Genomic DNA, 22,426 nt, shown 5'->3' with positions numbered 1-22,426 from the left:
GATTGTCGCCCCCGTGACGGCTTTCGCTCTTGCACTCACGCCGCGCTCCATTGTCCGCGCGCCACCCGCCGGCCGGCGCCTAGCTGCAGCACCTGCCGGATCTTTGCGCGATAGTTCGGATTGCGGGTCGCCTTCTGGTGGGTCGCGAAGGCGCGATAGATCTCGGCGAGCTCGACGGGGCCGTGCTGCTCCCGCATCCAGTCCGCCACGACCTGAAGCCAAGTCTGCTCGAGCGCGGCGACGACAATCGACCTCGAGATCCGCAATGCCACGAACTGGCCTTCGAGACCGCAGAAGGCCAGCACCTCGGCGTCGGCTTCGCCGTATGCGCAGAGCACCGACGGCGCGCCGGCGTTCGACGACGATCCAGATGGCCGCGGCAGCGGATTGCCGTCGACGCCGCAGAAGTCGAGCCGGCCGCGCAAGAAGAGCAGGGCCGATGCTCGTTGCCAGACGAAACGATGAAAGGCGCGCGTCTCTGTGCGCGCGAAGATCAGCGCGATGCCGCGGTTATGGTCCGCCATCCGGCCGAGCCAACGGCCGATCACCGAGGTGAGGTAAGGCGGATTGAGAAAGACGCGGCCGAACCAGCGGCGAAGCAGCCCATTGTCCTGGATCGTGTAGTGATGCCGGGCCGTCGGCCACGGACGGATAACGGGCGCGCACGGGTCGAGATCAAATTCGCCGAGCGCGTTCATCACCGCCGGCGGAGTGAGCCACTCGTCGGTGCGAGTCTTGCGGGGCGTTTGATGGCCGCCCATGCCGGCGAAGAGGGGGGCATTCGTCATGCAACATCCCCGTCCGCAGAGTTCCGAGATGTCGCAGTGGCGTGGTCGTCAAGAAGCAGCTTCGCTCGGTGCAAAGCCCCGATGGCCGCGGCGAGACGTTTCGTGTCGGCTTGGAATGCCTCGACTGGAAGCGGCGACAGGGCGGCGACCAGTTCGCTGAGGGTAACCTTGAAACGGTTGAGGCTTGTGTCGTCGATTTGCTGCCCCTGAATCCTCGGGGAGGCCGCGCCGGCTCCAGCCTTAATCGCGCGCCATTCCGCGATGTCGCGTTCAAGGCGCGCGATTTGCCGATCGGCCTGTTCGGGGAGAGCGGCCGGCCCCTTCCAATCAGCGAGGGACTCGCCACTTTCCCGCGCCTCAGCCATCTTCGCGCGGATCGCATCCCAATGGGCGATGGCGTCTGGATGGCCTCCCTTCGGGTAGGCGACCATCTCCGGCATTTCGCCGAGATATCGCCCGTCCGGGGCGAATATCGGGCGCGGTCCGGGCGCCGGCAATCTGGCTCGGTTCAACGCCTCGAGGATCAAGCATTGCCCCTTCGCCTTGCGCTGTGCCGGATGATCGCTCTGCGGCAAAGCCTCGATTGCCTCAATCGTGGCGAGCGCGATTTGATCGTGATCGGGGCGTTGCCATGGAACAGCCGAAGCGGGCGCCGGCGGTTTCGTCGTGTCGGTCATCAGTTGTCCCCAACGTCTGGATAGTCGACGATCGCGATCGCGAGGATTCCGAGGCAGCAGCCGACGCCGACGCATACGGCGAAGATCTCCCTGATCGAGTTCATCCGAGCCCCCCGACAATCTTGGTAATGGCCGCGTCGGTCGGCGGGGCCGGCGGCGTGGATTGGGCAATCGAAGCTTTGAGATCAAGCGCCGCGGCAAGGTCACGCAGGTTGGTGGCGGCGACGAAGCTGCAGAACTCTCCACGGTCCAATTTTGTCGGTCCGCAGCCGTCGCACCCGCCGCCGCAGTCAATCTCATCGGCGATCTGTCGAAGCTCGTCGGCGCGCGCGTCCGGGTAACTCAGTTGAAACAGGGCCTGATTGGCCGCTCGTGCTTGTTCGTGCAGCTGCTGCGGGAACGTGGACACTCCCCACGCCAGGCGCTTCGCCTCCCAATCTTGCAAGCTTAGTTGGACGGCGTTTCCCGCCGCATCCCGCGCATAGACGACCACTGCATCGCCATCAGGCCAAGCCTGGAGCGTGGCGCCCCCGGTCCAGTTGTTAACGATCGTTTTCCCAAGTCGGACGGCGATCGCCGCCGGCGCCGTGATGACGCTTCGATCGACGAGCCTATCGCCAGGCGATGGAAGCGAGACGAAGCCACGTTGCCTGGCATCTGCCTCGGCAACGAGATGCGCTCGCTTCGTGATGCTGGCGCGATCGATCCGCGCAACTTCATCAGAAATGCGGCGAGCGAGCAGAACACCGAAAGTGCCGATCCGCTCATCCCAGCCCGGCTCAATGATTCCGCGCCATAGAGAATGATGTGAATGCAACCTCGCGAGATACGATGCCTCAGCAAGGCAGGATCTGATCAGAACATCGTAGTCCGGTGGCGGTAGCACCTGATCTTCCTGGAGGGCCTCAAGAGCAATCACCATCATCTGTTCGCCGATGTGAGCCTCTGTAAGCTCGCTGCCAGGCTCCTCATTGTCGATGAGCCTGCTGATCACCACCTCGAAGTGGTTGCGGGCATGGTTGAGCGCGTTCGCGATCTTCCTTGCTGCGCCGGTGCTAAGCTGGCTCAATGCCTGATGTCGCAGCACTGACTGCGTCACAGCCTTGGAGATCTTCCCCAGTGCCGGGACAGTCTCCATGTAATCGCTAAGCCACTTGTGCAGAGTGCTCTCAACTTCTGTGCACGAATCGACCGTGATGGGCGTGTGTTCGCCGTAGAGGCTCGCGGGCGGTGGAGCGGCTCCTTCGAGGAGGGCGATGCGGGCTTTCAGTTGCTCGACAGATGCAACCTCATGGCGCCGTAGGCTTGCTTCCGTCGCTGCGGCTTGCTTCCATTCAGCAACCTCCGCGCTGAGGCGCTCAATCTCTTCGGCTGCTGCATGCGCAACGTCTGTTGCGTGCGCCGCTGTGAGATTAGGTCCCGCAAGGTCACGTTCTGCCGGAGACTGGATGTGGTCCAGGATCGCGTCCGCAGCTTCTTCGACGCCGGTGAGATCGACATTAATCCGCTGCCGGATACCGACGTGCTTATGTATCAACTGGACCAAGGCGTCTTTGTCGCCATCCATCTGGCGCTTTCCTTGGGCAGGAGTCGCTTTGACCTCGTCACTCATTCCGCTTCCTCCAGACCGTGTCGAGGTGGGCATCACACCACTCCGTTCAATTCTGACTCGCCGTAATGCGCGAGGATCATGCTCGTGATTGAAGGGCGCTCGGTCTCGGCTGAATCGGGGGGAACCTGTGTCAAAGAAGTGAGCGGGTGTGGTTCAGCCAAGATCTTCTCGAGCAGAGCATCCAACGTTCCCTCATTGTTGAGGAAGTAGTCGGCATCCGATTTCTGCGGTCCACGGATCCTGGCGAGCGAGATCAGCTTCTCTGCCGTGCTCGGGTCGGCCCAGGTGCCGACATCGGCCCCCCAGATGTGCACCCAATCGAAGAGACGGAGCATAACCTGGTGCGACTCCGCCTCCCGCTCCTCGACATCGTGGAGCCGCCGGATCTCGGTCAAAGCGGCCTCATTGTCGTGGTCGGACTTCAGTTCGGTGTAGATGTCGGAGAGGACCAGAGAGAGCAGTTTGTTCTCCTGTCGGAGCTGCTCGATCACGTCCGGATGGCAATTGACGCTCGGATCACCGCCGATCGCAGTCTCATTCATCGACTTTCTCCAGGTTGCTATTGGCGGTGCGCTGACGCTTGCCAAATCGGTTGGTCTTTCTGCTGTCGAGCGGCCGGCTCCTGATTTTTCGCTTAGGCTTCAGCCGTGATTTCTTCGGTACTGAGGACAGCAGCTCGGCAGCTCGAGCGGAGTCTCCGGCTCGTGATGCCAGCTTGGCCTGATGAATCATCTCGCTGGTGCGAATGTCGCGTATCCGTGCCCGCTCGCCGACGTCGCTGCCTCGCGTCGTCACCGTCTTCTCGGCGCCTTCCTTCCGGCCAGTCGTCAACTCGCGGTGCTCCGGCTTCGGCGTGGCGAAGATGTGCGCCGGGTCATGCTGCGGCGGTATGAAGTCGCCGGCCTCGGTGTCGTAGTCTCTGTCGCACAACGGCGGCCGGTGATCGAAATCATGGTCGCGCGCGATCACCTCGCGCTTAACCCGCTCCGGGATTGTCTTGCGGTAATCGCTAACGCGAAAGCTTCCGGCTGGGAGGATGGGCATCAGTCGCTCTGCTGCTGGAGGAGCGAGAGTGATTTCACGTCATCGATTAGACGTTCCCGCCACCCCGGTTTGCTCATTGTCCTTCCGTACAGCCAATACGACTGTTGGAAGCGACCCATGAACGCTTCACTGCGGCAGCGATCGGATTGAGCGATGTTCGCGTCGTATTCTTCTTTGCTAACTTCGGTTCCAGGGCCGGTCGGCGAGCAATGGTACCCTGGTTCCCGACGAAACTTGGTCCAGGTAACATGCCGTTTATCGTAGCGGTATTCAGCCTCACCGAACTTCTCGAAATACTCTCTGGCGACGTCTTCAAGGCTCATTGTTCTATTTCCTGCGTAGGGGGCGTAAGCGACGTCACTGTCGCGGCTCCCAGCGGATCAGGCCGAAGAACCATTTCGGCGAATGTCGGTAGCTGCAGCCAAACCACCACTTAATACGAAGTGGCGCGTTGACCATGCGGCGGTCTCCTTCAATGCGGACCCCGCCTTTCCCGGAAATGATGCGGCTCCGATCGTAGAAGCAGAGCTCCCCGTCGTTGTGGGGAACGCCAACGTGCCAACGCGGGATGAATTTCAGCATCAGCCACAACAGGAAGAACGATATTGCGATAACCGCGGCGAATGAGATCGCCACAAGCGCAGCGACCCCAAGCCACCAAATAACTTGATCAAGAAAGGCCATCTTCACTCCTGGCTAAACTGTTAGTTGTCTTCGCCACCCCTCCGCGAGGCGCCTTTGCCATGTTCAAGCGACCGAATTCCGGGTTGGCATGAGCTTCTTTGGTAGCAATCCAGCGGCGCGTTCCCAGCGCTTTCTCGCCTCGCTCCACGCCTGGCGTTGTTCAACAGTCCAGGTGCACGCATCGGAGAGCTCCGGCCGGCGAGCTTGCGCGAACCCGCGATCCACAGCGAGCCATCCGGGAATCCGGTAGATCTGGATGCCGGGTCGGTCAGCCGACCGCTCGACCTCGGTATGGATCAGCTTTGCGATGCTCTTGCCCTGCCTCGAGAACAGCGGCACCCACTTCGCGTTTGCCGGGTCTCCGTCGGTCGAGATTTGGACGCTGTTGGGCCCGGCGTGATGCAGGACGGTCAGAAGGAACACCTCGCGGTTGCGAGGGGTGTTCTGCTGCGTGAACACCGTCGGCTTCGTGTCGGCAGCCCGCATCTCGTCAAACGCTGCTTGCCAAGCGCGATCGCTGGCTGAATCGCCAAGGGACGTGATGTGTGAGGTGGGGGTGGCCTTGGTCATGCTGCAGAGACCCCGCCAATTGCCGCTGTGAATACGAACGAAGCCTGGCGTGCGGGATCTTCATGGGCAGGATTAGCTGCCAACCTGACGGAGACTGAATCGTCATCCCGGACGAAAGTCACTCCGGCAATGCGAAACGTCTCGATCAAGATCGAGATGGTGGTGTCCCGGATACCGGTCGAACCGTCGACGCTTCCTTCAAACAAGTAGATCGTGCGGCTGCTGATCCCGGACTTCTTCGCCAGACGAGCCATTGACCACTTGAGGATTGCGCGCGCCGCTCGACATTGCGCCGGCGTCATTGCGTTCTGGGTCATGCTGCTTGCACCTCATCGCTGTCGATGTTGGCGCGGATCACGCGGAAGCTCAGCGCAACGACCTCGGGGTTTGCCCGCCAGCTTTCGCCACCGTGAAGATCGCACCACAGAATCCGGAAAGCCCAGATCGCTGTCGGGCAGGCGCCGGAGGTGAAGTCGGCCGAATAGGCTACCTGGCTCACGGCGCGGTCATCCGAGCCGTGGTGCACGCCGATGATCTTTTGCTGGATACCTTCAGAGATCGCATCAGCTTCGCTGATATCCTGCAGCCGCTCGATCTTCGTACCGCTGACGATCAGCGTAAGGCGAGAGTATTTGCGCGGCATGAACCGGCCGAGCCGCTGATGCCAACACGACGTCGATGGATCGGCGGCGTGTCGGCCCTTCCGATATTCCGCCGGCGGATTGAAGGTGATCTCGTCGCTATCGGCAACGAAGCCCCACTTCTGTCGGCGGCCCTTGCGCGTCACTGCGCCCTCGATCGGTTCCCAATGGCCGATCTGGTAATAGGTCTCGCGCACCCACAGGCGGTCGCCGATATTGTAGGGGATGCGCCCCTGCCACTGTGCCAAAGCCGCACCGCGCTGATGCGGAGCCGGATCTGTGACCCATGCCAGGACGCCGTCGCACAGGCGGAAGCTACGAGCATTGTTCATCGCCGCGGCGAATAGGCCCGCGTCCGGCTTCACGTGCCTTCCGCCGTGATCGAGCCCCCCGGTCCAGATACGTAGATTCTCTGGGCTCAGAATCCGGCGGGTCATCGTCTTGTGGCCGGCAAGCAGGGCGGCGATCATCGGAGCGCTGAAGAGGATTGGACGATCGGCCACGTTCAACCCTCCAATCCGTCGTTGAACATTACTCGTGCGCGGCGCGCGGACTCCGCCATGATCGCGTCGATGATGGCAGCGCGAGCAGGTTCGTTAGTACGGAGAGACCTAACGGCTGCAGCTTCCCAGTAGTCCCAACGATAATCGTCGACGACGTTGGCGGATGGCTTTTCCGCCATCCCAGAAAGCTTCAGGACGGCATCGCGATAGGCGAGCACATCGCGGTACGGAATGCGCTGCTCTCGCGCGACCCGGAGAAATGGATAGCTGGTATCGGTCATCTAGATCACCACGGTCAGTGTTTCTGCGGCGCGGGTCACGCCGGTGTAGAGCCATCGGCTGCGCTCTTGCCGAAAGACCGAACTCTCGTCGAACAGCACGACGTCATTCCACTGTGAGCCCTGGGATTTATGGACGGTGAGCGCGTAGCCGAACGTGAACTGCTGGAATCCGATCAGGTCGTCATGATTGAGTTCGCCTTCGCGGCCTTCGAAAAAGTAGGGATGAACGTTGACTTCGGCCGGTCGCGCTGTGTCGCCGGCGTCCTCCGGCGCAACGATCATCCGGACCGACGCTGCGTTCGCCTTCCTGATCTCGACGGCGTTCCAGATGCCGCCGTTGAAGAGATGGAGCTGTCGATCGTTCTTCAGGCAAACGAGGCGCTCGCCAGGAACCGGGATCAGGCTGTCGATCTTGTTGAGCTCACGATGTCGTCGGTTGCAGCTGGTTCTAGTCTGGTTCTTCCCGACCAGAATCATGTCGGTCGAGATAGCCTTCTGCGGATCCAGCTGACCACGGGGGATGACCTTGCAAGCGCCGTGGTCGCCGATCTCGAGCGCGCGGCCTTCCCGAATGTCCATCGAAATGCGGATGATCGGATTATCGCGCGCCTGGCGGTGCACCTCGGTGAGCATGAAATCAGGAGGAGCGTTCGTGAAGAAGCCGGCATCCTTCACCGGGGGGAGCTGAGCCGGGTCGCCCAGGACCAGCACCTTGGTGCCGAAGCTAAGGAGGTCATGGGCCAGCTCGGCGCCGACCATCGAGCACTCGTCGATGATTACGAGTTTCGCGTCCCGGACGTCGCTGTGCTCGTTGAGAACGAACTGCGGGATCCCGGCCGTCTCCTCGTCGATCCGGTAGATCATGCTGTGGATGGTCGAGGCGCCGCGGCAGCCCTTTTTCCGCATCACCAGCGACGCCTTCCCGGTGAAGGCGCCATACAGCACGTCTCCCTTCCGGTCGGCGCCGCGCTCGCGCACGATCGTCTCGATCTCACGAGATAGGGTCGTCTTCCCGGTACCGGCGAAGCCGAACAGCCGGAAGATCTGCGGGCCGTTCTTCTTCCGGTACCAGGCCCGAGCTGCCCTGAGCGCTCGCTCTTGTTGAGCAGACCACGTCATGAACTACAAAACCTTGGTCTGATCGTCGACGTCGCTCTGCACCAGCACGACGTCGTGCTCTTTGCATCGCCACGGCCGCTTGAGGATCAGCGTCACGAGGGCGAACAAGAGAACGAAGGTGAGGATGAGCAGCTCGATTGTGTCGTACATCCGCGCTGCCTCGACTTGTGCGAAGTGCATGTCAGTTGTCCGCTGAGTCATTGTTTGACCGTGGCGTCGGCGTTCAGCCGACAGGACCCGCTATCGGGCGTGGCGCCCGAAACCGCGTCTCGCGGATTTCCCGCGGGATCGACCGGTCAGCCGGATCACGGCCGATCTTCGATTGCAGTTCGACAAGATCGGTGAAGGTGTCGGCCTGACGCCGCAGTTCATCGGCGATCATCGGCGGCTGGCTGGAGATGGTCGACACCACGGTGACGCGCACGCCGCGGCGTTGCACAGCTTCGACCAGCGAACGGAAATCCCCGTCGCCCGAGAACAGCACCATCTCGTCGATGCGGTCGGCCAGCTCCATGGCATCGACAGCGAGTTCGATGTCCATGTTTCCCTTGACCTTGCGGCGGCCGGAGGCGTCGACGAATTCCTTCGTCGCCTTGGTCACCACGCTGTAGCCGTTGTAATCGAGCCAATCGATCAGCGGCCGGATCGATGTGTACTCCTGATCTTCGATCACGGCAGTGTAGTAGAAGGCGCGTATCAGATTCCCGCGCGACTGGAATTCGGACAGCAGCCGCTTGTAGTCGATGTCGAAGCCGAGGGTCTTTCCGGTGGCGTACAGGTTCGCACCGTCGATGAAGACGGCAATACGTCTGTTCGTGATGGTCATGCAAATCTCCCTTTGGGTTGTGGTGATGGCGAATTAGTTGATCAGGCGGTGCCTTTGGTGGACTGCCGCAAATGAAAATCGTCGAGTTTTGCCAAGCGTTCGTACTCGGCGGGATCTTCGTTCTTCATGATGAAGGCCTTCATCACCGCGAGCATGTCGGCGCGATCGACCGTCGAGCCGTAGTTCATCGCGGGGAGTCGGTTCTCCGCCGCTGCAGCCTCCGGCGGCTCAAACATGAAGAGTGTGAATTGCCAGCCCGGCATGATCTTCTGCAAAGAGTTGAGTAGCTCGGTCATCACGTCCCGCTTGCCGAGCGTTTCGAGCCCGCGTACTGGCGCGAACGATCCGGGGAGGATGTCTTCCGGCCGAGCATCTCGTGCCAGCTTTTCGGAGCGGCGACGGTCTTTCCTGTTCATGCGGCGCCCCCGAACAGGTCCGATGTTTCAGCGCAACGGTAAGGTGCAGGCTGCGCTTGCTCATCGTAGATGCGCGGGCGCTCCTGAACGCGGAGGTCAAGCGGCCAATACTGCGGATCGTCGCCCTTGCCAGGAAACGAGAGCGGCTTGCCGAAGTCAAAAGGCGCATCGCCCATCTGCTTCTGCCAAAACGGTACCGGTCGCGAAGCAGAGCGACATTGCCGTAGAAGCGAGCGTGGCCAGGCCAAGTCGTATGGCCGCGGCAGATGTCCTGTCTGTTTGGACTCGCCGCCGCTGATCACCAAGTCGACGTCCGGCAAGATGCCATTGATGTCGATCATTTCGAGTTGCGGCTCGATCGACAGGCCGGTCCATTTCACGCCGAAGTCATACTTAACGCGGCGGATCTTGTCGGCGTCACGGTCAAGTTCGGCCTGGTTCACGGTGGTGGCGACGATGCCGACATGCTGGTAATCGCTGCCGTCGCCCCAGTCCGCCGGCAGCATTTTCGGAACGTTGCCGATGCGCTTGGTGAACAGCATCCAGCGTAGCGAGGGGGTGTTTCGGATGATGGCCCAGGCGCGGTCGCGCAGCCCATCCGGCCACTCGTTGTCGAAGAAATCGCTTAGCGAGCACGCGAAGATCCAAAGCGGCAGCAAGACCTGCTCGCCGGCGATCGTCATGGTCGACTTGCCAGCCATGCGCGCGGCGTGCCATCGCAGAGGGTCTTGGAAGGCGACTTTGGTCGGGCGGCGCTCGCCGCCGGCTTCGAAGACAATCCTCCACTTCTGAAATGCAAAGGCGGAGGCGTAGCAGCCGTCGCAGCCAGGCCCAACCGGAGTACACCCGATCACGAAGTTGACGGTCGCGCAGGCGTAAGAAATCCCAGTCCTCGCAGCCATCACCGATCTCCCCGTGGGCTGACGGTGGAGGCCATCCCGATGATCAGGTGTTGGAGCCGTTTCTCCGCATTCCAAACCGTCGAGCGGTCGCGGCACATCTTTCGGCCGACTTCCCCCCTCGTCGCTGACGTGACTACGCATCCGAGCATCATCGCGATTTGGCGAATTCGAGTGACGCCGAGAGCTCGGCTGGGCCCGAAGATCGCGTCCTCATCGACTTTGAAAGCTCCGGATACGGCGCGGCGGAGCTGGAGAAGGGCATTATCCGTTGGGCGGATTACACGAGCCCTGGCGAACCCCGCCAGAGCTCGCCGGATCGCGACGGCCTCAACGTCGAGCGGAAGCCGGCGAACATCTCGCGCATCGCGACGCCGCTGATCGGTGACTATGTCGCTGACTACGCTGCGCTCGATCTTCGGCGCGCGGGCAAACATGCTGGCGCCGAACCGGCGCGCAGCAAAGGCGCTTCGATTATTGGGGAGTGCCGCCGCCATCGGCAGCACCACGCCGCCAGACGCCGGATTCGATCGATGAAGCTCCGCCCGCGCTGCCGTCATCCGATGATCCTCTCGACTGCAGCCTTGCAAGCCTCCACGTCGGCCTCGCCGGTGACCCGGCGAAGGTGCTCCGCGTAGATCTTGGCCCTCTTGGTCTCACCAGCCCCGGAGAACGGTCCGTTCTGTTGAAGCCAGGCATCCGATTGCTGGCCCAGCTTTTGAGGGGAGCCAACGCGAAGCAGAGCCCCGCTGTAGCCGCGCAGGCGATCGGGGACGGACGGCGACGCATCACCAACACCGTCCGTCCCCGCGGCGCGCCCCGTGGTCGAGGGCTCACCAGTCTCGCCGCCGGCGGCGGATTGATCTCCGGTCGGCTCGCTCCGCGTCGCCGAACCGTTTCCTGCGGAATGGTTCTTTGCCGGGCCGGCCTCGGTCGCATCAGAACCCGATGCCGCTGCCGATGCGGCAGCATCGGTCGCCTGCGCCTTCGGCGCGCCGCCGTTCCGGACCAGCGGATTGTAAGTCGGGTCGGCGGACTGCTTTTCGGGCCGGCCGAACATCTCTTCGACGGTTGCCTCGCCATTCTTCAACGCAGCGAACATCCCGCGCATCACTGGGATGTGGTCGAGAAGGATGTCTTCGGCTCCGATGACGCCCAGCGCGCCAAAGACCTGCTCCGGCTTCACGCCGTAGATCGCAAACGCCTGAAGCGCGGACTCCCGACTTTGTGCCAGGGTCTTGATATCACCGGCGATGATCCGAACTACGGCGTCATACGCCTCGCGCCACACCGGCTTCGGCACCCCCTTGAGGATAGCCTCTCGCATCGCGATCGACGATGCAGCGTTCGCGGTGGCGCGGATCATGTCGTCTTTGAAGATCTTTCCGTGCCGATCGGAAATGCTCCTCTGGTGGCTGGCCTCGGTGACGGCATTCGTCTCGAAGTCGATAAACAGGCCGACCGACTCGACGAATTTTTCTTCACGATTGACTCGACGCACTTCGGACGAGGCCCAGCAATTCCCCCACGCTTGCTTGAGCGCTTCAGCAAAGCGAATAGAAGGTCCAGTGACCGGCTTGCCACCACGCGGGATCGCATACATCGATTCAACGGCGGATGCCGGATCGAGGGTCACAAGTTGAAGAAGATTAGTACGCACACGCGTAGGACTTCGCGGGCGACGTACCGCGATATCGTATTGTAAGGTCAGGCGCGAGCTAAGCGAGGCATCCCCCGTGATCAACACGGAAGATGATGACGCGTCGGCGATGGAACCATTCGCCAGGCTGTCGAGAATGCCATCGGTTTCGCGCTTAATGATGTCGGTCATTTGCTACTCAAAGCTCCATGGATTGAAATCGCCGTCGCCCCAACGTTGAACGACGGAGGCCGGCGCCCAGTCTTGGTCCAAACCGAACGTCTCGACGTTCGCCCGGTAGATGTTGACCGCGTCTTCGATCTCCGCGCCGGCGTGGCGGAAGATGTTGCTGCAAAGGTCGAATTCAGCGACGACGGGCTGCGGAGCGCCGGCCGCCTTGATCATGACCCAAACCCACTTCAAGGCGTCTTCGCTCTCGGGCGACGTCTTGGCGACATCGAGGGCGCGGAAGACAGCCTCGAGGAAACTGGAGTCATACGGGTTGTTGAAAACGCGACCGCTGGAAAAGAGATCAGCAGCGGCCCGGAGCGCGCGGAGGTAGGCCGCAGCCTGCAAGTCGTAGCGCATGCGTGAGATTGCACGCTTAGCGGCTCCGTTCTTGCGCTCGGCCATGATGGGCCTGAACGACTTGAGGTCGATCACGGCGTGGGAAAGGAGATGGTCTATCCTCGCCTTAAGCCGAACCCCATTGTCCTCGTAGAAGATGCTGACTTCGCTGGCGCCGGCGGTGATTGTGCCGTCCTCCATCACCGGCGCAAGCAAGCGATCCCGCTGCATCCACGCGCACGCTTGCTCAATCTGCCGGAGAGCCTCGCGCGGGATAATCGTTTTGCCGATGTTGTCGGCCTCGAACTTCGCGATGATTTCGTCCCAGATCGGAACGTCGGTATCGAAGTCGCGGATCGCTTTGATAGTCAGATCCTTGGTCTTGCCGGCCTTAACGCCGATCAGATTGGCGTAGGCGCGGAGTTGGTCCATCGTAACCAACAAATCGTCGCCGTAATCGGCCATCACCGGAGCTATCGGGAATCGTTCTTCGAACGACGCTCGACCTTCAAGAGCCCGGCAGTGAATTGCCGAGCCCCACTTCAGGGCCATTGTTTCCTTCGGTTCACTCCCATGCAGCCGCGCGTGCTGAAACTCGACCGGATCGAGGACGATGTCCTTGAGGTCGTGGGAGCCGAGTGACGAGTCCGCGTGATAGTCCTTCTCGGGCAGCCCGAAATAGATTCCAGGCTCAAAGAGGACGTTTTCCATTGAGGAAACGGGCATCACTTGGCCGCCAGCTTCTGGCCGCGCACATGGCCATCCTCGATGACGACCGCTGTGGGCCGGCTGCTGTTCACCGTCTCTGCGATGATCAGCAGATCTTTCTCCTCGGCGAGCTTCGTCATCGCCGCCCATGACTCATCGTCGAGCAACGCGGCATTCTTCGTGGTGATGAAGCGAAGCCGGGGCTGCATCGCTTCGGCGACAGCGATTGCGATCTGAAGCTTCTGCGCCTGGCTGGCGTTCTGGAGTGGGTGCCCCTCGTAGAGGATGATCCCGTCTCCGAAGGAGATCCCAGGAACCGGCATCTCGGCTTCTGAGATTGCCTTCTCCTTGGCGGCCTTGCGGCTCTCGATCGCGGCAGTGAGCGCGGAAGACTGTTCCTCGAGGATCTTGAGATCCGCCTCCAGCCGCGACCGTTGAGCGATCGCCCGCTCGTTCTCTTGCACGCGGGTGTTGTGCGCGCGGGCCTCGTTGATCTTCGTTCTCAGCGCGGTCGGATCAATCGGGTCGGGCAGATCCGGCGCGCTGTTGACGGACTCAGCAAGTTGGGTGGCCTCATCGCGCAGCGTTGCGGCATTCTGATCGAGATCATCGGCCCGCCGACGGAGATCTTGGGCCTCATCAACGAGCTGCTGAGCACGGCGAAGCGTTTCGATCGCACGGTTTTCGTTCGTTTGGATTTCGAGCTTCTGGCGCTCGATGGCCGCATTGTGATCCGCAGCCTTCGTCAGTTCCTCGAGGAGGGCGTCAACATCGATCTGTTCGGACGCCTCGTCGACCTTGATAGCATCGAGTTGAGCTCGGCGGTTCTTGATGTCGCGGTTTACGTCCGTGCGAATGCTGAAGTCGTCAGCGTTCGCCTTTTCGATTGCCTCGAAATCCACTCCAGGGACGAAGCGTTTGAGCAGGTCGAATTGGTCCTTCGGCTTCATGGCGATGAAGTCGAGAGGATCGCAGCTCAGCGAGCCGATCAGCGCATTGAGGATGGTCTGCGCGTTGCTGATCTTCGCGCCGTCGGCGTTCTCGATAATGAGACTGGGGGCGATCTCACCGTTCTCTTTCTGTTTGATCCGCTTCTGCACCGAATACTTGAGGCCGGTGTCGTCGCCGATCTCCACCAGGACCTGTCCCATCTCGGCGCCATCATGGATCGGATCGGGAGGAATCTTGCCGCCCAAGGCAATCCAGAGAGCGTCGATCACAGAGCTCTTACCGGCTCTGTTCTTTCCAGTGAGCTCGAGCACTTGGCCGTTTGGCTGGAGCCGAACAGCTACCACCCGAAGGATGTTTTCGACCTCCAGCGAGAGAATTCGAAGAGGCGATTGCTGTTTCTCGTCTTTGCCGGAGGTCATCTGTTGGACTCGCATTGGATGGGTTGGTGAGGGTTAACGGTTGTGAGTGAGAGTGGCTGCTAAGAACTGGATCGGGGGCAGACGCGACCGGGTCGGTAGAAGATCGTCACCAGCGCGATCAAATGGGGCCGGCCCCTGGTGAAGAAACGCTGGGATGGCATCTTCTTTGCCGTCGATCGGAGCTACTTCGTTGTCGGCGTCGGCGATCGTGGCCGTGGTGTCGGGATCCTCGAGAAGCGCCGTCTCCGCTTCGGTGTTCACGCTGGCGGTGGCCGGCGGAGCAGGTGAAGCGTTCGTCTCGCCGCGCGCCCCGGCGGAGGCGAAGCGGATAACGTCAAGACCAGCTTCAAGCTTTGCCAACCGCGACCGAAGCTGATCATTTTCAGTGCGCGCCTTTGCGAGATCAGCCTCAAGAAGGTCGGCTCGCTCGCTCACATGGTCGAGCAGACGTCTGGTACTGACGAGCTCGTCTTGAGCCGCATGCAGCGCGTCCACGTCGGCAATCCACGCCTCACGAATGGAATGAACCGATCCCAGGAAACGGTCCAACACGTCAGGGGCTAGGAGAGGGCGATGCTGAGTCAACGGTCACCTCTAGAAAGGAAGAACGGACTGGACTTGCACGACGATCGCGAACACCAGGCCCGCGATCGCAATCGTCGCTGCTGTCGTTGCTGCCCAGTTGGACAAACCGCGCAGCATCAATTGCCGCCGACGCACTCATTCGAGCACCATGTCTGTCGATATCGGACCGAGATGGCGCACCAACGTTGTGATCACGCCAAGGCGGGGCTTGAGGTCGTTCCACGAGTATGCGGGCTCGCGGTCACGGCGTGGCCGCATCATCAGGAATTCAATGATGCGGTCTTCAACCTCGGCCGGCTGACCACCGACGTCCTTGACACCAATCCGCGAGATGGTGGCGAGCGACAGCGTCAGGTCATCCACGTTGTCGAGATCCGCAGGGTCGAGGGACATTTCAGTCACCATGAGGCGCCGATGCGCCGTTCTGCGCGAGCGCGTTCATCACGCGGACCACCACCTGCCGATCACCAACGCCGATCCTGGTGAAGGATCTTGCGACATCGATTCCGCCAGGAGTGGCGATCATGGAGTTGATGGCGGAGGCGCCGACCAGATCATCCCCGGTCGCCTGCGGGAGCCCGTCGAAGAACCAGGTCATGGGTACCTTGAGATGCTCGGCGAAGAACGCCAGCAACCCGGCCGACATCCGGTTCTTGCCCTTCTCGTACTTCTGGACCTGCTGGAAGGTGAGGCCGACCGCCGCGGCCAGAGCCTCCTGGGACAGGCCGCGCTGAAGCCGGGCGGCCCTCAGCCGCGTTCCGGCGTACTCGTTCGCGCGTTGGATTTTCGCTTTCGCATCGCCGATAGAGGCGCCGCCGCGGCTCGTATTACATTCGCTGGTCATCTCGAAAGCACCTGTTGGTTGATGCGTCAGGTGTCGAAATGAAAGCATGGCTTTCAGTCGGCTGCAAGCGAAAAGAAAGCTTGGCTTTCAATTTTGCCACCGGTATAGCTCGGCCGATCCCGAATCTCAGCAAATTGGTGCGATGTCAGACCCATTCGCCCGGCAGGATGACCGGGAAACGCCCGGCCAGAAGCCTCCGCCAACTCCGCGTTGCCTGCGCGTTTTGACGGCAACGCGCCCATCGCGCGCTTTCCAGGGGAACGCATGAGCTCCCGGGGGTACGTCAGGCTCTACCGTTCAATCTTCGCGCACGAATTCTTCCGGCCGCCGTTCAGCGACCGCGAGGCGTTCATGTGGCTGATCTGCGAGGCGGCATGGCGGCCGCGGCAACGCCGCGTCGGTCAGTTTCTGGTCGCCCTCTCCCGAGGAGAGGTCGCTGCGTCATTGCGGCATTTGGCCGGCGTCTGGGGTTGGAAGGTCGGTGCCGTTCGCAGTTTTCTAGTCCGGCTGGAGCGTCAGGAGATGGCCCGGTCTCGAGCCGAGATGGGTGTCAACATCATCACGGTTCTGAATTACGAGAAATATCAACTCGATATTCCGACTGACGGCGAGCTCCAAGAGCCGGTTCTTCCACCGGCCGCCTGCTTGAGACCAGGTAATTCAAAGCCGCGTCGAACAGATGCAGCACAGTGCTTGGTCTATGTGATGGCGTCCAGCGATGGATGCCTGAAGGTCGGAATTTCCCGGAACTTGAGCCGGCGGCTGGGTGCATTGCAAACCGGAAACCCCAATCCAATTCGAGTGCTGGCGGAATCCGTTCCGTTGTCGGTGAACGAAGCGCGAGCGATCGAATCCGCCGCCCTTGCGGCACTGGCTTCTCACCGCGCTAAAGGCGAATGGCTCGTCTGTGAGAAGAACTCGGTGATGACCGCAGTCAACGCGGCGCTGGCGATCTCTGGAAAGCCAGCGATGAGCGAGCGGAGGGCGGAATGAGCGAGCGAGGGTACATCCGGTTCTATCGCTCGATCTTTACCCACCCCGCGTTTCGGAAAGAGGCGTTCACCGAGCGAGAGGCGTGGGTCTGGCTCTGCGCAAAGGCGGCATGGAAGCCGGTCCGACAACGTGCCGGCGACCATGTCGTTGACCTGGATCGGGGGGAAGTCGTTGGCGCTGTTCGGTATCTCGCCGCCGAGTGGCAGTGGACTCGAGGTAAGGTCGAGAGGTTCATTAGTAGGCTCAAAAATGAGGAAATGATCGAGACACGAACCGGGACAGGCGTAACCGTCATAACTATCAGAAACTACAGCGATTATCAGGGCGATGACTCGTCAGGCGGGACAACAACGGTCAGCGATTCGGGACAAGCCCGAGACAGGGCCGAGACAGGGCCGAGACAGGGCCGAGACAATAGAAAAGAAACTAAACCATTAAGAACTGAAGAAAGAGAAGAAGGGGAGGGGTGTCTACCTGGCTTCGATCCACCGGTCGTCCGAGCGGACGACCGCTCTCCACAGCTCCCCATGGCCTTGGGGACGCAGGAGGTGCTGGCGCCTGCACCAGTGAGGAAGCCTAAGCGCGCCAGGCCACGAACAGCGATCCCGGACGATTGGCAGCCATCGGAAGCTGATTGGAAATATGCCAGGTCGATGGGGTATTCGGATCGCGAGATCCCGTTCCAAGCTGAGCGCTTCAGAAACCACCACGTCAGCAGGGGGAACCTGATGGCCGATTGGCCGGCAGCTTGGAAGACATGGATCGGAAATGGTTTTGGGCCTCGAAGCCCCGGCGGTGGTGCCGGCCGGCCGCCGCAGAGCAGAGCGGATTCGGCCATTGAGGGAATGCTATCCAGCATGCCGAGAGAGGATTTCTGATGACGACGCCGGTGCCATCGAGGCGCGGAGACCCTGCGCCGCCGCCCGAGTATCGCGACTTCGAGGTGCTTGCCCAAGATCTCTTGGCGCTTCGCGTTTCCTGCCTCAACCAGGCTTCGTCGCCTGAAAAGCTGATCGAACGGCTGGATGCGGTGGCCGCCCGGCTGCCGATGGCCGAACTGGAGATCGCGGGCGCACGCGCGGAACGAGCCGAGGCGATGATCCATCTCGGTTTGCTGGTCAAATGCTACCCCGTCGGGGTCCAGGATGCGAAGGTGTTCGGGCGGCTGCTCATCGACGACGTCATGGCGCTGGAGCCGCAGTCGGCTGCAGTTGCCATCGCTTGCCGCCGCTGCCGGCTGAAGCACAATTTCATGCCATCGATAGCCGAGGTCGTGACCGAGCTGCGCGGGACCATCAGCTTGGTGACCAGCGCTTTGGAGTTTGCAGGTAGGATTCGTGCTGAGCGAGATCGACTGGCCGCGGATCGCTAAGGTACTCGGCCGACCATTACCGGAGCGCCGGCGACATGGACGCAGAAGAACCGAAACGTGGGGGTCTGCCCGGCGGAAATAGCGTCGATCTCGATCAATCGGTAGTCGGCGCCTGGCTGAACCTTCGCTGCCAATTCCGGCGGAAGCGGTTTGACCCGTGGCTGTCCGACGATCTCGATACCCGGAATCCGGGGCAAATGTGATGCCGCAGTAATCGAGCAGTTGTTCTCAAAATCAGCTGTAATTGCCTGGGTAGTTGAAGCAGCGATCAGTAGCGCTGCGAGTATTGCGCGTGTCATATCGGCCCGCTCATGACAATTCGGTGTACGGAAACTACGTCTTTTGACTTGAAGGTAATCACCTTCTTCGGGTTGAGCTGCCGGACCTTGAGGGTCTTCTCATCCCAGGACACGAAGCGTTTGATCCATCCGGTCCGCTCGCCGTGTTCGCTGGTGCGGATCTGGATGACACAGTCGTCGTCTTTGCGCGGTCGGAGGTAGGGATGAACGAAAACGACCTCCCCATCTCGGAAACGTTCCAGCATGGAATCGCCGACGACATAAACAGCGTAGGCGCCGGGAACGCCATGAAGTACCGGGGGCGCGAGTACGTCGCCCATGTTCTGTTCGGAGTCGAAAAGCAATGCACCGTAATTGCCACCCATTCCCTGACCACGCACTGGAACCCTCGTAAATCCATCAACCAGTTCACCTATCCGAGCATTGTTCGCGAGTTTCTCGGATGTTCCAGCAGGATTTGATTCTGGGATTAACGGGGCAGTAACGGTGGTTAACTCGGTGGCGTCGCCCGCGCCGGTGTCCGCCGGCGAACCAATTCCAAGCTCGAGCCAGTCCAGACGGACCTTGAACGTCGACGCGATCGCCCGGAGATTTTCCCGGCTGATACCGCCGCCGAGCTCCCAATTCCCGACAGCGCCGCGGGTGATCTTCTGGCCATCGACCTTGCCTAAGGCCTCCGCGAAACGCTCCTGAGAGAGCTTTGCGGTCTTCCTTACGTGCTTGATGCGGCTTGCTAAATCTTCCATCGGCATCCCCAGACAAAGGCGTTTGATACCTTCTCCGTCAACGGCTTTCATCGACAGAGACGCTTGCAATCAGATGAAAGCCGTGCTTTCAATTTCGGTATGAGCACCGAACCGAACCGCACGAATGATCAGATCAAGACCGCCGCTCTTGAGCGCGCGAAGCAGGTCTGCGGCGGCAATACCGGACTGTCGACTGCTTTGGCCGGGCTGGTAGCCGCGGCGCGGCCTCCGACGCCTCAGGCCATCTCCCAGTGGAAGCAGATTCCGGCTGAGAGAGTGCTTGCGGTCGAGGAGGTGACCAAGATCTCGCGCAACCTGCTGCGTCCGGACATCTACGGCCGGCCGAGCAGCGCAGTCATCGAGACCGTCTTCAACGAAGTCGAGGCGGCCGACGGGGTGTGACGTCATGCGAGCCATGTCCTTGCATCACGGTACGATGCTGCGAGGGCCGCGATCCTTCCGGCTCGCTCAATCAGCTCACGCTCCCGGTGCGCCCGTCTCGAATTCGTTCGGCAGCTGGCATGCAGCATCAACCGCGCTGACAGCTTGTCGAGCATTCCTGCGATCGAAGATCGCGGCACCAATTCTGTCTCGACGAGCAACACGATCAGCGCGTCGAAACTCTCTTCCGCGATGAGCGTGCGCGCGTCGTCGACCTCGCGGATCTTGCTTTCATCGCCCGCCGGAGCGCGGCGTCTCGCGGGCTCAAATTCATTCTGTGCAGAGGGGGTGTTCGTCATGCAGTCAGCATCGCTCGCGAGTGGAGTTCAGGCAAATTCACCCCTCTTACGTTCGTGTGAGTCGGTTCGTACGAACGTAAGAGCCGCGAAAATAACCTCTGAAATCATTCGTATTTGTCGTTCCGCGATCGGCGGAAATAGCTTCCGCAAGTCGATGGCGAAGCGAGCCCGTTGCTCGCTCAGCACGATCGACAATTGGATCGCGAGTAAGCGGTCGATCGACGTCGACCGTCTTCTGAACCTCCTCGAAGGCCCCGAAGGCATGGAGTGCTTCGAAGCGTTCCTTGCTCACGTACCGGAGGACCTTCGTGAGCGCTGGATCGCGCGTGAAAACCTGGAGCGCCGCCTTGCCGAGGCCGAGGCCGAGGTCCGCCGCGTGCGCAATGAGGTCGCGGAGCGCCAAATCAGCCTTGATCTGAACCGGAAGTAAGTCACGCGCCGCGCGTCCCGCGGTGAATATCAGCTGATCATGGAATGCGCCGTGGACCGATATCTCGCCGATGCCGCCTTTTGGATCAGCAAGGCATGTATCTCCGTTTCCGAGAGGATGACGGAGTGGTCACGATGGTGGCTCGACGTGCAGAGGTGGTTGCTCGGCGGCCGGGCGCGGCCGTTCTCCCGCATTCGGGAAGACCGTGAAGCGCGACACCGGGCTGATCGGAGGAGCCGCGATGGAGCCCGCTGATCGGTACTTCGTCAACCTCTACGCACCCGGAATCGGGGGCTCTCTCGGCTCAGTGTTCCCAACAAGGGAGGTCGCCGACCGAGCAGCCAGCGGGCATCGGAGAGCCTGCATCGAGGTTGCGCCGATATCGGCCGATCGCGGCCTAAAGCTCAGCCGCGAAAACCTTGCGCTGTTGGAGAAGCATGCCCAAGCCCGCCGGACCACAGTCGAGAGCCTGGTCGCGGAATCCGTAGCCTGTTTTGTGTCGTTGCATCCGGAGGTCGTATCTGCGGCGCGCCGCTATGCAGCTGAAACGGGAGCTACGTTCGGCGTCGTGATCGCTGAGGCGACCAGGGCGTACTTTGGAGGTAGCAGGTAATGCTGTGGCCGTTCGGGAGTCTCCGCCCGCTCTTCTACGATGTCATCGTTGCCGACGTCCCGGCCTATTTTGAGACGTATAGCGAGCGAGGACAGCTCAAATCGGCGCAGGCTCATTACGACTGCATGCCGTTGGAAGACATCATGGCCCTCCCAGTCGATAGGTTGGCCAGAGCGGACAGTCTTCTGCTGTTTTGGTCGTGGGGGTGGGCGCTCGCCACGTGTCAGGCGCACAGGATCGTTAAAGCGTGGGGCTTCACGCCGATCACCACCTTTACATGGCGGAAGGTCACAGCCCGCGGGAAGGTCCGCATGGGGCCAGGTTACCGGGTGCGTACTACTGATGAGCACATCCTGCTCTGCACGATGGGCAACCCCGACCATAAGCCGTTTCGATCGTTCGATGGGATTGCGCGCGAGCATTCGCGCAAGCCGGACGAATTCTACCAGCAAGTGATCAAATGCACGCCTCGTGCATTTCGCGCCGATTTGTTCTCGCGCGAGATCCGTGAAGGCTTCGACGGCTGGGGCGATGAGCTAGGGCTCTTTAACAAACACGGAATTGTCCGCCCAAAGCGACAGAAGATCATTGCGCCGAGCGCTCTGCCGCTCTTCGACGAATTGCAAGCTCCCAGCATCGTAAGCGCTCAGATCGAGCGCGCCTAACAACTACCGGAGAGGACGGAGTACCAGCATGGCAACGAATGAACCATCCCAAGACGCGATTGATGCAACCAGTCTGGGCATCATCAGAGCCGCGAAGGGAGCGAAGGACAAGAAGCAAGGCGAGCTTCGTGCAGCGTACAGCACCGCTGACCTGCGCGGACTGAACACCGATGCTGCGAAGATCGCGATCAAGCTTCGCGATCAGGGGCAGGAAGCTATCGACGAGCATTTCAAGACGTTCGAACGAACGGCCCACTACCTCAAGCTTATGGGCAAGGAGCTGTCGCCGGCGCAGTACGAGATGTTCGGCCTCAGGCAAGGTCCGACCCCGGAGACCGAGCGGGCCGAGATCGAAGGCCGCGCGGCCGGCTTCTCGCTCGATGGTGAGCCAGGCTCCCAGGAGAGCGACAACCCGTACCCGGGCTCTGTGAAGGGCAATCACTGGCTGACGGCATTCCGACAGGCGCGGTCGGAGCGCAATTCCGTGCTCTCGATGAAGATGCCCGAGAGCAAGGGCTCGGACGGCGAAGCCGAGACCGAGGGCGGCGCGGACGATGAAGGCGAGGAGTGATCGCGATGAACGCGACTCGCATGATGTCTCAGCAAGAGATGGCCGCGGCCTTTGATGAATGGATGCGGCAGTACACCGAAGACCCGGCGGCGTTCGAAGCGGAATTCCAGACCGTGCAGCGCTTCGTAGCCGACAAGGCGGATGGTCGCGAACCCGACTACGGTCGATCGTGCGCAGCCCTGATGTTCAAACTGAGCGACGCGCTGCTGCAGGCGGAAGGCTGA

Annotated in this window: 34 protein-coding genes; 9 read left to right on the top strand and 25 right to left on the bottom strand. The window is 61.2% G+C overall.

What is annotated here, in order from left to right:
- Positions 1-35 precede the first annotated feature (35 nt).
- The 23 genes from DYI24_RS00400 to DYI24_RS00290 form a co-directional block, all read right to left on the bottom strand.
- Positions 36-788, bottom strand: coding sequence for a DNA N-6-adenine-methyltransferase (locus DYI24_RS00400; RefSeq protein ID WP_164570851.1), 753 nt, complete (start codon positions 786-788; stop codon positions 36-38).
- A complete protein-coding gene (locus DYI24_RS00395) occupies positions 785-1,465 on the bottom strand; it encodes a hypothetical protein (protein ID WP_164570850.1) in 681 nt (226 codons plus the stop codon). The genes DYI24_RS00400 and DYI24_RS00395 overlap by 4 nt, the downstream gene beginning before the upstream one ends.
- Before the next feature lie 100 nt (positions 1,466-1,565).
- Positions 1,566-3,077 (bottom strand): hypothetical protein, encoded by a 1,512-nt coding sequence (locus DYI24_RS00390; protein ID WP_164570849.1) that lies wholly within the window; start codon positions 3,075-3,077, stop codon positions 1,566-1,568.
- 32 nt (positions 3,078-3,109) lie between these two features.
- A complete protein-coding gene (locus DYI24_RS00385; RefSeq protein WP_164570848.1) occupies positions 3,110-3,619 on the bottom strand; it encodes a hypothetical protein in 510 nt (169 codons plus the stop codon).
- Positions 3,612-4,121: a hypothetical protein gene (locus DYI24_RS00380; protein ID WP_164570847.1), complete on the bottom strand. Its 510-nt coding sequence runs from the start codon at positions 4,119-4,121 to the stop codon at positions 3,612-3,614. The genes DYI24_RS00385 and DYI24_RS00380 overlap by 8 nt, the downstream gene beginning before the upstream one ends.
- Positions 4,121-4,444, bottom strand: a complete 324-nt coding sequence (locus DYI24_RS00375; protein WP_164570846.1) for a hypothetical protein — start codon at positions 4,442-4,444, stop codon at positions 4,121-4,123. The genes DYI24_RS00380 and DYI24_RS00375 overlap by 1 nt, the downstream gene beginning before the upstream one ends.
- 34 nt (positions 4,445-4,478) lie before the next feature.
- Positions 4,479-4,805 (bottom strand): hypothetical protein, encoded by a 327-nt coding sequence (locus tag DYI24_RS00370; RefSeq protein ID WP_164570845.1) that lies wholly within the window; start codon positions 4,803-4,805, stop codon positions 4,479-4,481.
- A 63-nt stretch (positions 4,806-4,868) separates the two neighbouring features.
- Entirely contained in the window at positions 4,869-5,375 is a 507-nt protein-coding gene (locus tag DYI24_RS00365; RefSeq protein WP_164570844.1) for a hypothetical protein, read from the bottom strand.
- Positions 5,372-5,692 carry a helix-turn-helix domain-containing protein gene (locus DYI24_RS27970; RefSeq protein ID WP_205523307.1) on the bottom strand — a complete coding sequence of 107 codons (321 nt, stop codon included), beginning with the start codon at positions 5,690-5,692 and terminating at the stop codon, positions 5,372-5,374. Before DYI24_RS27970 ends, DYI24_RS00365 begins: the two co-directional genes overlap by 4 nt.
- Entirely contained in the window at positions 5,689-6,525 is an 837-nt protein-coding gene (locus DYI24_RS00355; protein ID WP_164570774.1) for a hypothetical protein, read from the bottom strand. The genes DYI24_RS27970 and DYI24_RS00355 overlap by 4 nt, the downstream gene beginning before the upstream one ends.
- Complete coding sequence (locus DYI24_RS00350; protein WP_164570843.1) at positions 6,522-6,800, bottom strand: hypothetical protein; 279 nt, start codon at positions 6,798-6,800, stop codon at positions 6,522-6,524. Before DYI24_RS00350 ends, DYI24_RS00355 begins: the two co-directional genes overlap by 4 nt.
- Positions 6,801-7,919: an ATP-dependent DNA helicase gene (locus tag DYI24_RS00345; RefSeq protein ID WP_164570842.1), complete on the bottom strand. Its 1,119-nt coding sequence runs from the start codon at positions 7,917-7,919 to the stop codon at positions 6,801-6,803.
- A gap of 3 nt (positions 7,920-7,922) precedes the next feature.
- Entirely contained in the window at positions 7,923-8,099 is a 177-nt protein-coding gene (locus DYI24_RS00340; protein WP_164570841.1) for a hypothetical protein, read from the bottom strand.
- Between the two features lie 43 nt (positions 8,100-8,142).
- Complete coding sequence (locus tag DYI24_RS00335; RefSeq protein WP_164570840.1) at positions 8,143-8,745, bottom strand: LabA-like NYN domain-containing protein; 603 nt, start codon at positions 8,743-8,745, stop codon at positions 8,143-8,145.
- Between the two features lie 41 nt (positions 8,746-8,786).
- Positions 8,787-9,161 (bottom strand): hypothetical protein, encoded by a 375-nt coding sequence (locus DYI24_RS00330; protein WP_164570839.1) that lies wholly within the window; start codon positions 9,159-9,161, stop codon positions 8,787-8,789.
- On the bottom strand, positions 9,158-10,063 hold the full coding sequence (locus tag DYI24_RS00325) for a DUF5131 family protein (protein ID WP_164570838.1): 906 nt from the start codon (positions 10,061-10,063) through the stop codon (positions 9,158-9,160). Before DYI24_RS00325 ends, DYI24_RS00330 begins: the two co-directional genes overlap by 4 nt.
- Positions 10,063-10,620, bottom strand: coding sequence for a helix-turn-helix domain-containing protein (locus DYI24_RS00320; protein ID WP_164570837.1), 558 nt, complete (start codon positions 10,618-10,620; stop codon positions 10,063-10,065). The genes DYI24_RS00325 and DYI24_RS00320 overlap by 1 nt, the downstream gene beginning before the upstream one ends.
- Complete coding sequence (locus tag DYI24_RS00315; RefSeq protein ID WP_164570836.1) at positions 10,617-11,891, bottom strand: hypothetical protein; 1,275 nt, start codon at positions 11,889-11,891, stop codon at positions 10,617-10,619. Before DYI24_RS00315 ends, DYI24_RS00320 begins: the two co-directional genes overlap by 4 nt.
- Before the next feature lie 3 nt (positions 11,892-11,894).
- Positions 11,895-12,977, bottom strand: coding sequence for a PD-(D/E)XK nuclease-like domain-containing protein (locus DYI24_RS00310; RefSeq protein ID WP_164570835.1), 1,083 nt, complete (start codon positions 12,975-12,977; stop codon positions 11,895-11,897).
- Between the two features lie 14 nt (positions 12,978-12,991).
- Complete coding sequence (locus DYI24_RS00305) at positions 12,992-14,344, bottom strand: ATP-binding protein (RefSeq protein ID WP_164570834.1); 1,353 nt, start codon at positions 14,342-14,344, stop codon at positions 12,992-12,994.
- 33 nt (positions 14,345-14,377) lie between these two features.
- Positions 14,378-14,839 (bottom strand): hypothetical protein, encoded by a 462-nt coding sequence (locus tag DYI24_RS00300; protein ID WP_164570833.1) that lies wholly within the window; start codon positions 14,837-14,839, stop codon positions 14,378-14,380.
- A 225-nt stretch (positions 14,840-15,064) separates the two neighbouring features.
- Complete coding sequence (locus DYI24_RS00295) at positions 15,065-15,334, bottom strand: hypothetical protein (RefSeq protein ID WP_205523306.1); 270 nt, start codon at positions 15,332-15,334, stop codon at positions 15,065-15,067.
- The gene (locus DYI24_RS00290) at positions 15,324-15,773 is read right to left on the bottom strand and encodes a helix-turn-helix domain-containing protein (RefSeq protein WP_164570831.1); all 450 of its coding nucleotides are present in this window, start codon (positions 15,771-15,773) and stop codon (positions 15,324-15,326) included. Before DYI24_RS00290 ends, DYI24_RS00295 begins: the two co-directional genes overlap by 11 nt.
- Before the next feature lie 264 nt (positions 15,774-16,037).
- Here DYI24_RS00290 and DYI24_RS00285 point away from each other — a divergent pair, with 264 nt between their 5' ends.
- Genes DYI24_RS00285 through DYI24_RS00275 form a run of 3 tightly spaced genes read left to right on the top strand, consistent with a single transcriptional unit; the run spans position 16,038 to position 18,138 of the window.
- Complete coding sequence (locus tag DYI24_RS00285; protein WP_164570830.1) at positions 16,038-16,766, top strand: GIY-YIG nuclease family protein; 729 nt, start codon at positions 16,038-16,040, stop codon at positions 16,764-16,766.
- Positions 16,763-17,644 carry a hypothetical protein gene (locus DYI24_RS00280; protein WP_164570829.1) on the top strand — a complete coding sequence of 294 codons (882 nt, stop codon included), beginning with the start codon at positions 16,763-16,765 and terminating at the stop codon, positions 17,642-17,644. Before DYI24_RS00285 ends, DYI24_RS00280 begins: the two co-directional genes overlap by 4 nt.
- Entirely contained in the window at positions 17,644-18,138 is a 495-nt protein-coding gene (locus tag DYI24_RS00275; RefSeq protein ID WP_164570828.1) for a hypothetical protein, read from the top strand. Before DYI24_RS00280 ends, DYI24_RS00275 begins: the two co-directional genes overlap by 1 nt.
- A gap of 295 nt (positions 18,139-18,433) precedes the next feature.
- Here DYI24_RS00275 and DYI24_RS00270 read toward each other — a convergent pair whose 3' ends face one another.
- Entirely contained in the window at positions 18,434-19,234 is an 801-nt protein-coding gene (locus DYI24_RS00270) for an XRE family transcriptional regulator (protein WP_164570827.1), read from the bottom strand.
- Between the two features lie 48 nt (positions 19,235-19,282).
- Between DYI24_RS00270 and DYI24_RS00265 the strand changes: the two genes are divergently transcribed.
- Complete coding sequence (locus tag DYI24_RS00265; protein ID WP_164570826.1) at positions 19,283-19,585, top strand: YdaS family helix-turn-helix protein; 303 nt, start codon at positions 19,283-19,285, stop codon at positions 19,583-19,585.
- A 2-nt stretch (positions 19,586-19,587) separates the two neighbouring features.
- Here DYI24_RS00265 and DYI24_RS00260 read toward each other — a convergent pair whose 3' ends face one another.
- The gene (locus DYI24_RS00260) at positions 19,588-19,923 is read right to left on the bottom strand and encodes a hypothetical protein (RefSeq protein WP_164570825.1); all 336 of its coding nucleotides are present in this window, start codon (positions 19,921-19,923) and stop codon (positions 19,588-19,590) included.
- 154 nt (positions 19,924-20,077) lie between these two features.
- Here DYI24_RS00260 and DYI24_RS00255 point away from each other — a divergent pair, with 154 nt between their 5' ends.
- From DYI24_RS00255 to DYI24_RS00235, 5 genes are all read left to right on the top strand, one after another.
- Positions 20,078-20,353 carry a hypothetical protein gene (locus DYI24_RS00255; RefSeq protein WP_164570824.1) on the top strand — a complete coding sequence of 92 codons (276 nt, stop codon included), beginning with the start codon at positions 20,078-20,080 and terminating at the stop codon, positions 20,351-20,353.
- A 205-nt stretch (positions 20,354-20,558) separates the two neighbouring features.
- Positions 20,559-20,966 (top strand): hypothetical protein, encoded by a 408-nt coding sequence (locus tag DYI24_RS00250; protein WP_164570823.1) that lies wholly within the window; start codon positions 20,559-20,561, stop codon positions 20,964-20,966.
- A complete protein-coding gene (locus DYI24_RS00245; RefSeq protein WP_164570822.1) occupies positions 20,966-21,631 on the top strand; it encodes an MT-A70 family methyltransferase in 666 nt (221 codons plus the stop codon). The genes DYI24_RS00250 and DYI24_RS00245 overlap by 1 nt, the downstream gene beginning before the upstream one ends.
- 28 nt (positions 21,632-21,659) lie before the next feature.
- Positions 21,660-22,202: a hypothetical protein gene (locus tag DYI24_RS00240; protein WP_164570821.1), complete on the top strand. Its 543-nt coding sequence runs from the start codon at positions 21,660-21,662 to the stop codon at positions 22,200-22,202.
- Entirely contained in the window at positions 22,199-22,426 is a 228-nt protein-coding gene (locus tag DYI24_RS00235; protein ID WP_164570820.1) for a hypothetical protein, read from the top strand. The genes DYI24_RS00240 and DYI24_RS00235 overlap by 4 nt, the downstream gene beginning before the upstream one ends.

The sequence above is a fragment of the Rhodopseudomonas sp. BR0C11 genome (genome assembly GCF_010820945.1).
Classification (GTDB): domain Bacteria; phylum Pseudomonadota; class Alphaproteobacteria; order Rhizobiales; family Xanthobacteraceae; genus Rhodopseudomonas; species Rhodopseudomonas palustris_H.
Note: the sequence above shows the minus strand (reverse complement) of the source record. Positions and strands in the feature narration are given on the sequence as shown.

Bases quoted from the DNA above. Each gene is read 5' to 3' on its own strand.
- DYI24_RS00270 (WP_164570827.1), bottom strand. From the start codon at position 19,234: ATGAAAGCCGTTGACGGAGAAGGTATCAAACGCCTTTGTCTGGGGATG.
- DYI24_RS00320 (WP_164570837.1), bottom strand. From the start codon at position 10,620: ATGACGGCAGCGCGGGCGGAGCTTCATCGATCGAATCCGGCGTCTGGC.
- DYI24_RS00260 (WP_164570825.1), bottom strand. From the start codon at position 19,923: ATGACGAACACCCCCTCTGCACAGAATGAATTTGAGCCCGCGAGACGC.
- DYI24_RS00305 (WP_164570834.1), bottom strand. From the start codon at position 14,344: ATGACCTCCGGCAAAGACGAGAAACAGCAATCGCCTCTTCGAATTCTC.
- DYI24_RS27970 (WP_205523307.1), bottom strand. From the start codon at position 5,692: ATGACCCAGAACGCAATGACGCCGGCGCAATGTCGAGCGGCGCGCGCA.
- DYI24_RS00390 (WP_164570849.1), bottom strand. From the start codon at position 3,077: ATGAGTGACGAGGTCAAAGCGACTCCTGCCCAAGGAAAGCGCCAGATG.
- DYI24_RS00295 (WP_205523306.1), bottom strand. From the start codon at position 15,334: ATGGTGACTGAAATGTCCCTCGACCCTGCGGATCTCGACAACGTGGAT.
- DYI24_RS00240 (WP_164570821.1), top strand. From the start codon at position 21,660: ATGGCAACGAATGAACCATCCCAAGACGCGATTGATGCAACCAGTCTG.
- DYI24_RS00400 (WP_164570851.1), bottom strand. From the start codon at position 788: ATGACGAATGCCCCCCTCTTCGCCGGCATGGGCGGCCATCAAACGCCC.
- DYI24_RS00290 (WP_164570831.1), bottom strand. From the start codon at position 15,773: ATGACCAGCGAATGTAATACGAGCCGCGGCGGCGCCTCTATCGGCGAT.
- DYI24_RS00265 (WP_164570826.1), top strand. From the start codon at position 19,283: ATGAGCACCGAACCGAACCGCACGAATGATCAGATCAAGACCGCCGCT.
- DYI24_RS00340 (WP_164570841.1), bottom strand. From the start codon at position 8,099: ATGCACTTCGCACAAGTCGAGGCAGCGCGGATGTACGACACAATCGAG.
- DYI24_RS00330 (WP_164570839.1), bottom strand. From the start codon at position 9,161: ATGAACAGGAAAGACCGTCGCCGCTCCGAAAAGCTGGCACGAGATGCT.
- DYI24_RS00325 (WP_164570838.1), bottom strand. From the start codon at position 10,063: ATGGCTGCGAGGACTGGGATTTCTTACGCCTGCGCGACCGTCAACTTC.
- DYI24_RS00380 (WP_164570847.1), bottom strand. From the start codon at position 4,121: ATGCCCATCCTCCCAGCCGGAAGCTTTCGCGTTAGCGATTACCGCAAG.
- DYI24_RS00385 (WP_164570848.1), bottom strand. From the start codon at position 3,619: ATGAATGAGACTGCGATCGGCGGTGATCCGAGCGTCAATTGCCATCCG.
- DYI24_RS00350 (WP_164570843.1), bottom strand. From the start codon at position 6,800: ATGACCGATACCAGCTATCCATTTCTCCGGGTCGCGCGAGAGCAGCGC.
- DYI24_RS00310 (WP_164570835.1), bottom strand. From the start codon at position 12,977: ATGGAAAACGTCCTCTTTGAGCCTGGAATCTATTTCGGGCTGCCCGAG.
- DYI24_RS00315 (WP_164570836.1), bottom strand. From the start codon at position 11,891: ATGACCGACATCATTAAGCGCGAAACCGATGGCATTCTCGACAGCCTG.
- DYI24_RS00275 (WP_164570828.1), top strand. From the start codon at position 17,644: ATGACGACGCCGGTGCCATCGAGGCGCGGAGACCCTGCGCCGCCGCCC.
- DYI24_RS00245 (WP_164570822.1), top strand. From the start codon at position 20,966: ATGCTGTGGCCGTTCGGGAGTCTCCGCCCGCTCTTCTACGATGTCATC.
- DYI24_RS00370 (WP_164570845.1), bottom strand. From the start codon at position 4,805: ATGGCCTTTCTTGATCAAGTTATTTGGTGGCTTGGGGTCGCTGCGCTT.
- DYI24_RS00280 (WP_164570829.1), top strand. From the start codon at position 16,763: ATGAGCGAGCGAGGGTACATCCGGTTCTATCGCTCGATCTTTACCCAC.
- DYI24_RS00375 (WP_164570846.1), bottom strand. From the start codon at position 4,444: ATGAGCCTTGAAGACGTCGCCAGAGAGTATTTCGAGAAGTTCGGTGAG.
- DYI24_RS00335 (WP_164570840.1), bottom strand. From the start codon at position 8,745: ATGACCATCACGAACAGACGTATTGCCGTCTTCATCGACGGTGCGAAC.
- DYI24_RS00345 (WP_164570842.1), bottom strand. From the start codon at position 7,919: ATGACGTGGTCTGCTCAACAAGAGCGAGCGCTCAGGGCAGCTCGGGCC.
- DYI24_RS00255 (WP_164570824.1), top strand. From the start codon at position 20,078: ATGGCGAAGCGAGCCCGTTGCTCGCTCAGCACGATCGACAATTGGATC.
- DYI24_RS00365 (WP_164570844.1), bottom strand. From the start codon at position 5,375: ATGACCAAGGCCACCCCCACCTCACACATCACGTCCCTTGGCGATTCA.
- DYI24_RS00395 (WP_164570850.1), bottom strand. From the start codon at position 1,465: ATGACCGACACGACGAAACCGCCGGCGCCCGCTTCGGCTGTTCCATGG.
- DYI24_RS00285 (WP_164570830.1), top strand. From the start codon at position 16,038: ATGAGCTCCCGGGGGTACGTCAGGCTCTACCGTTCAATCTTCGCGCAC.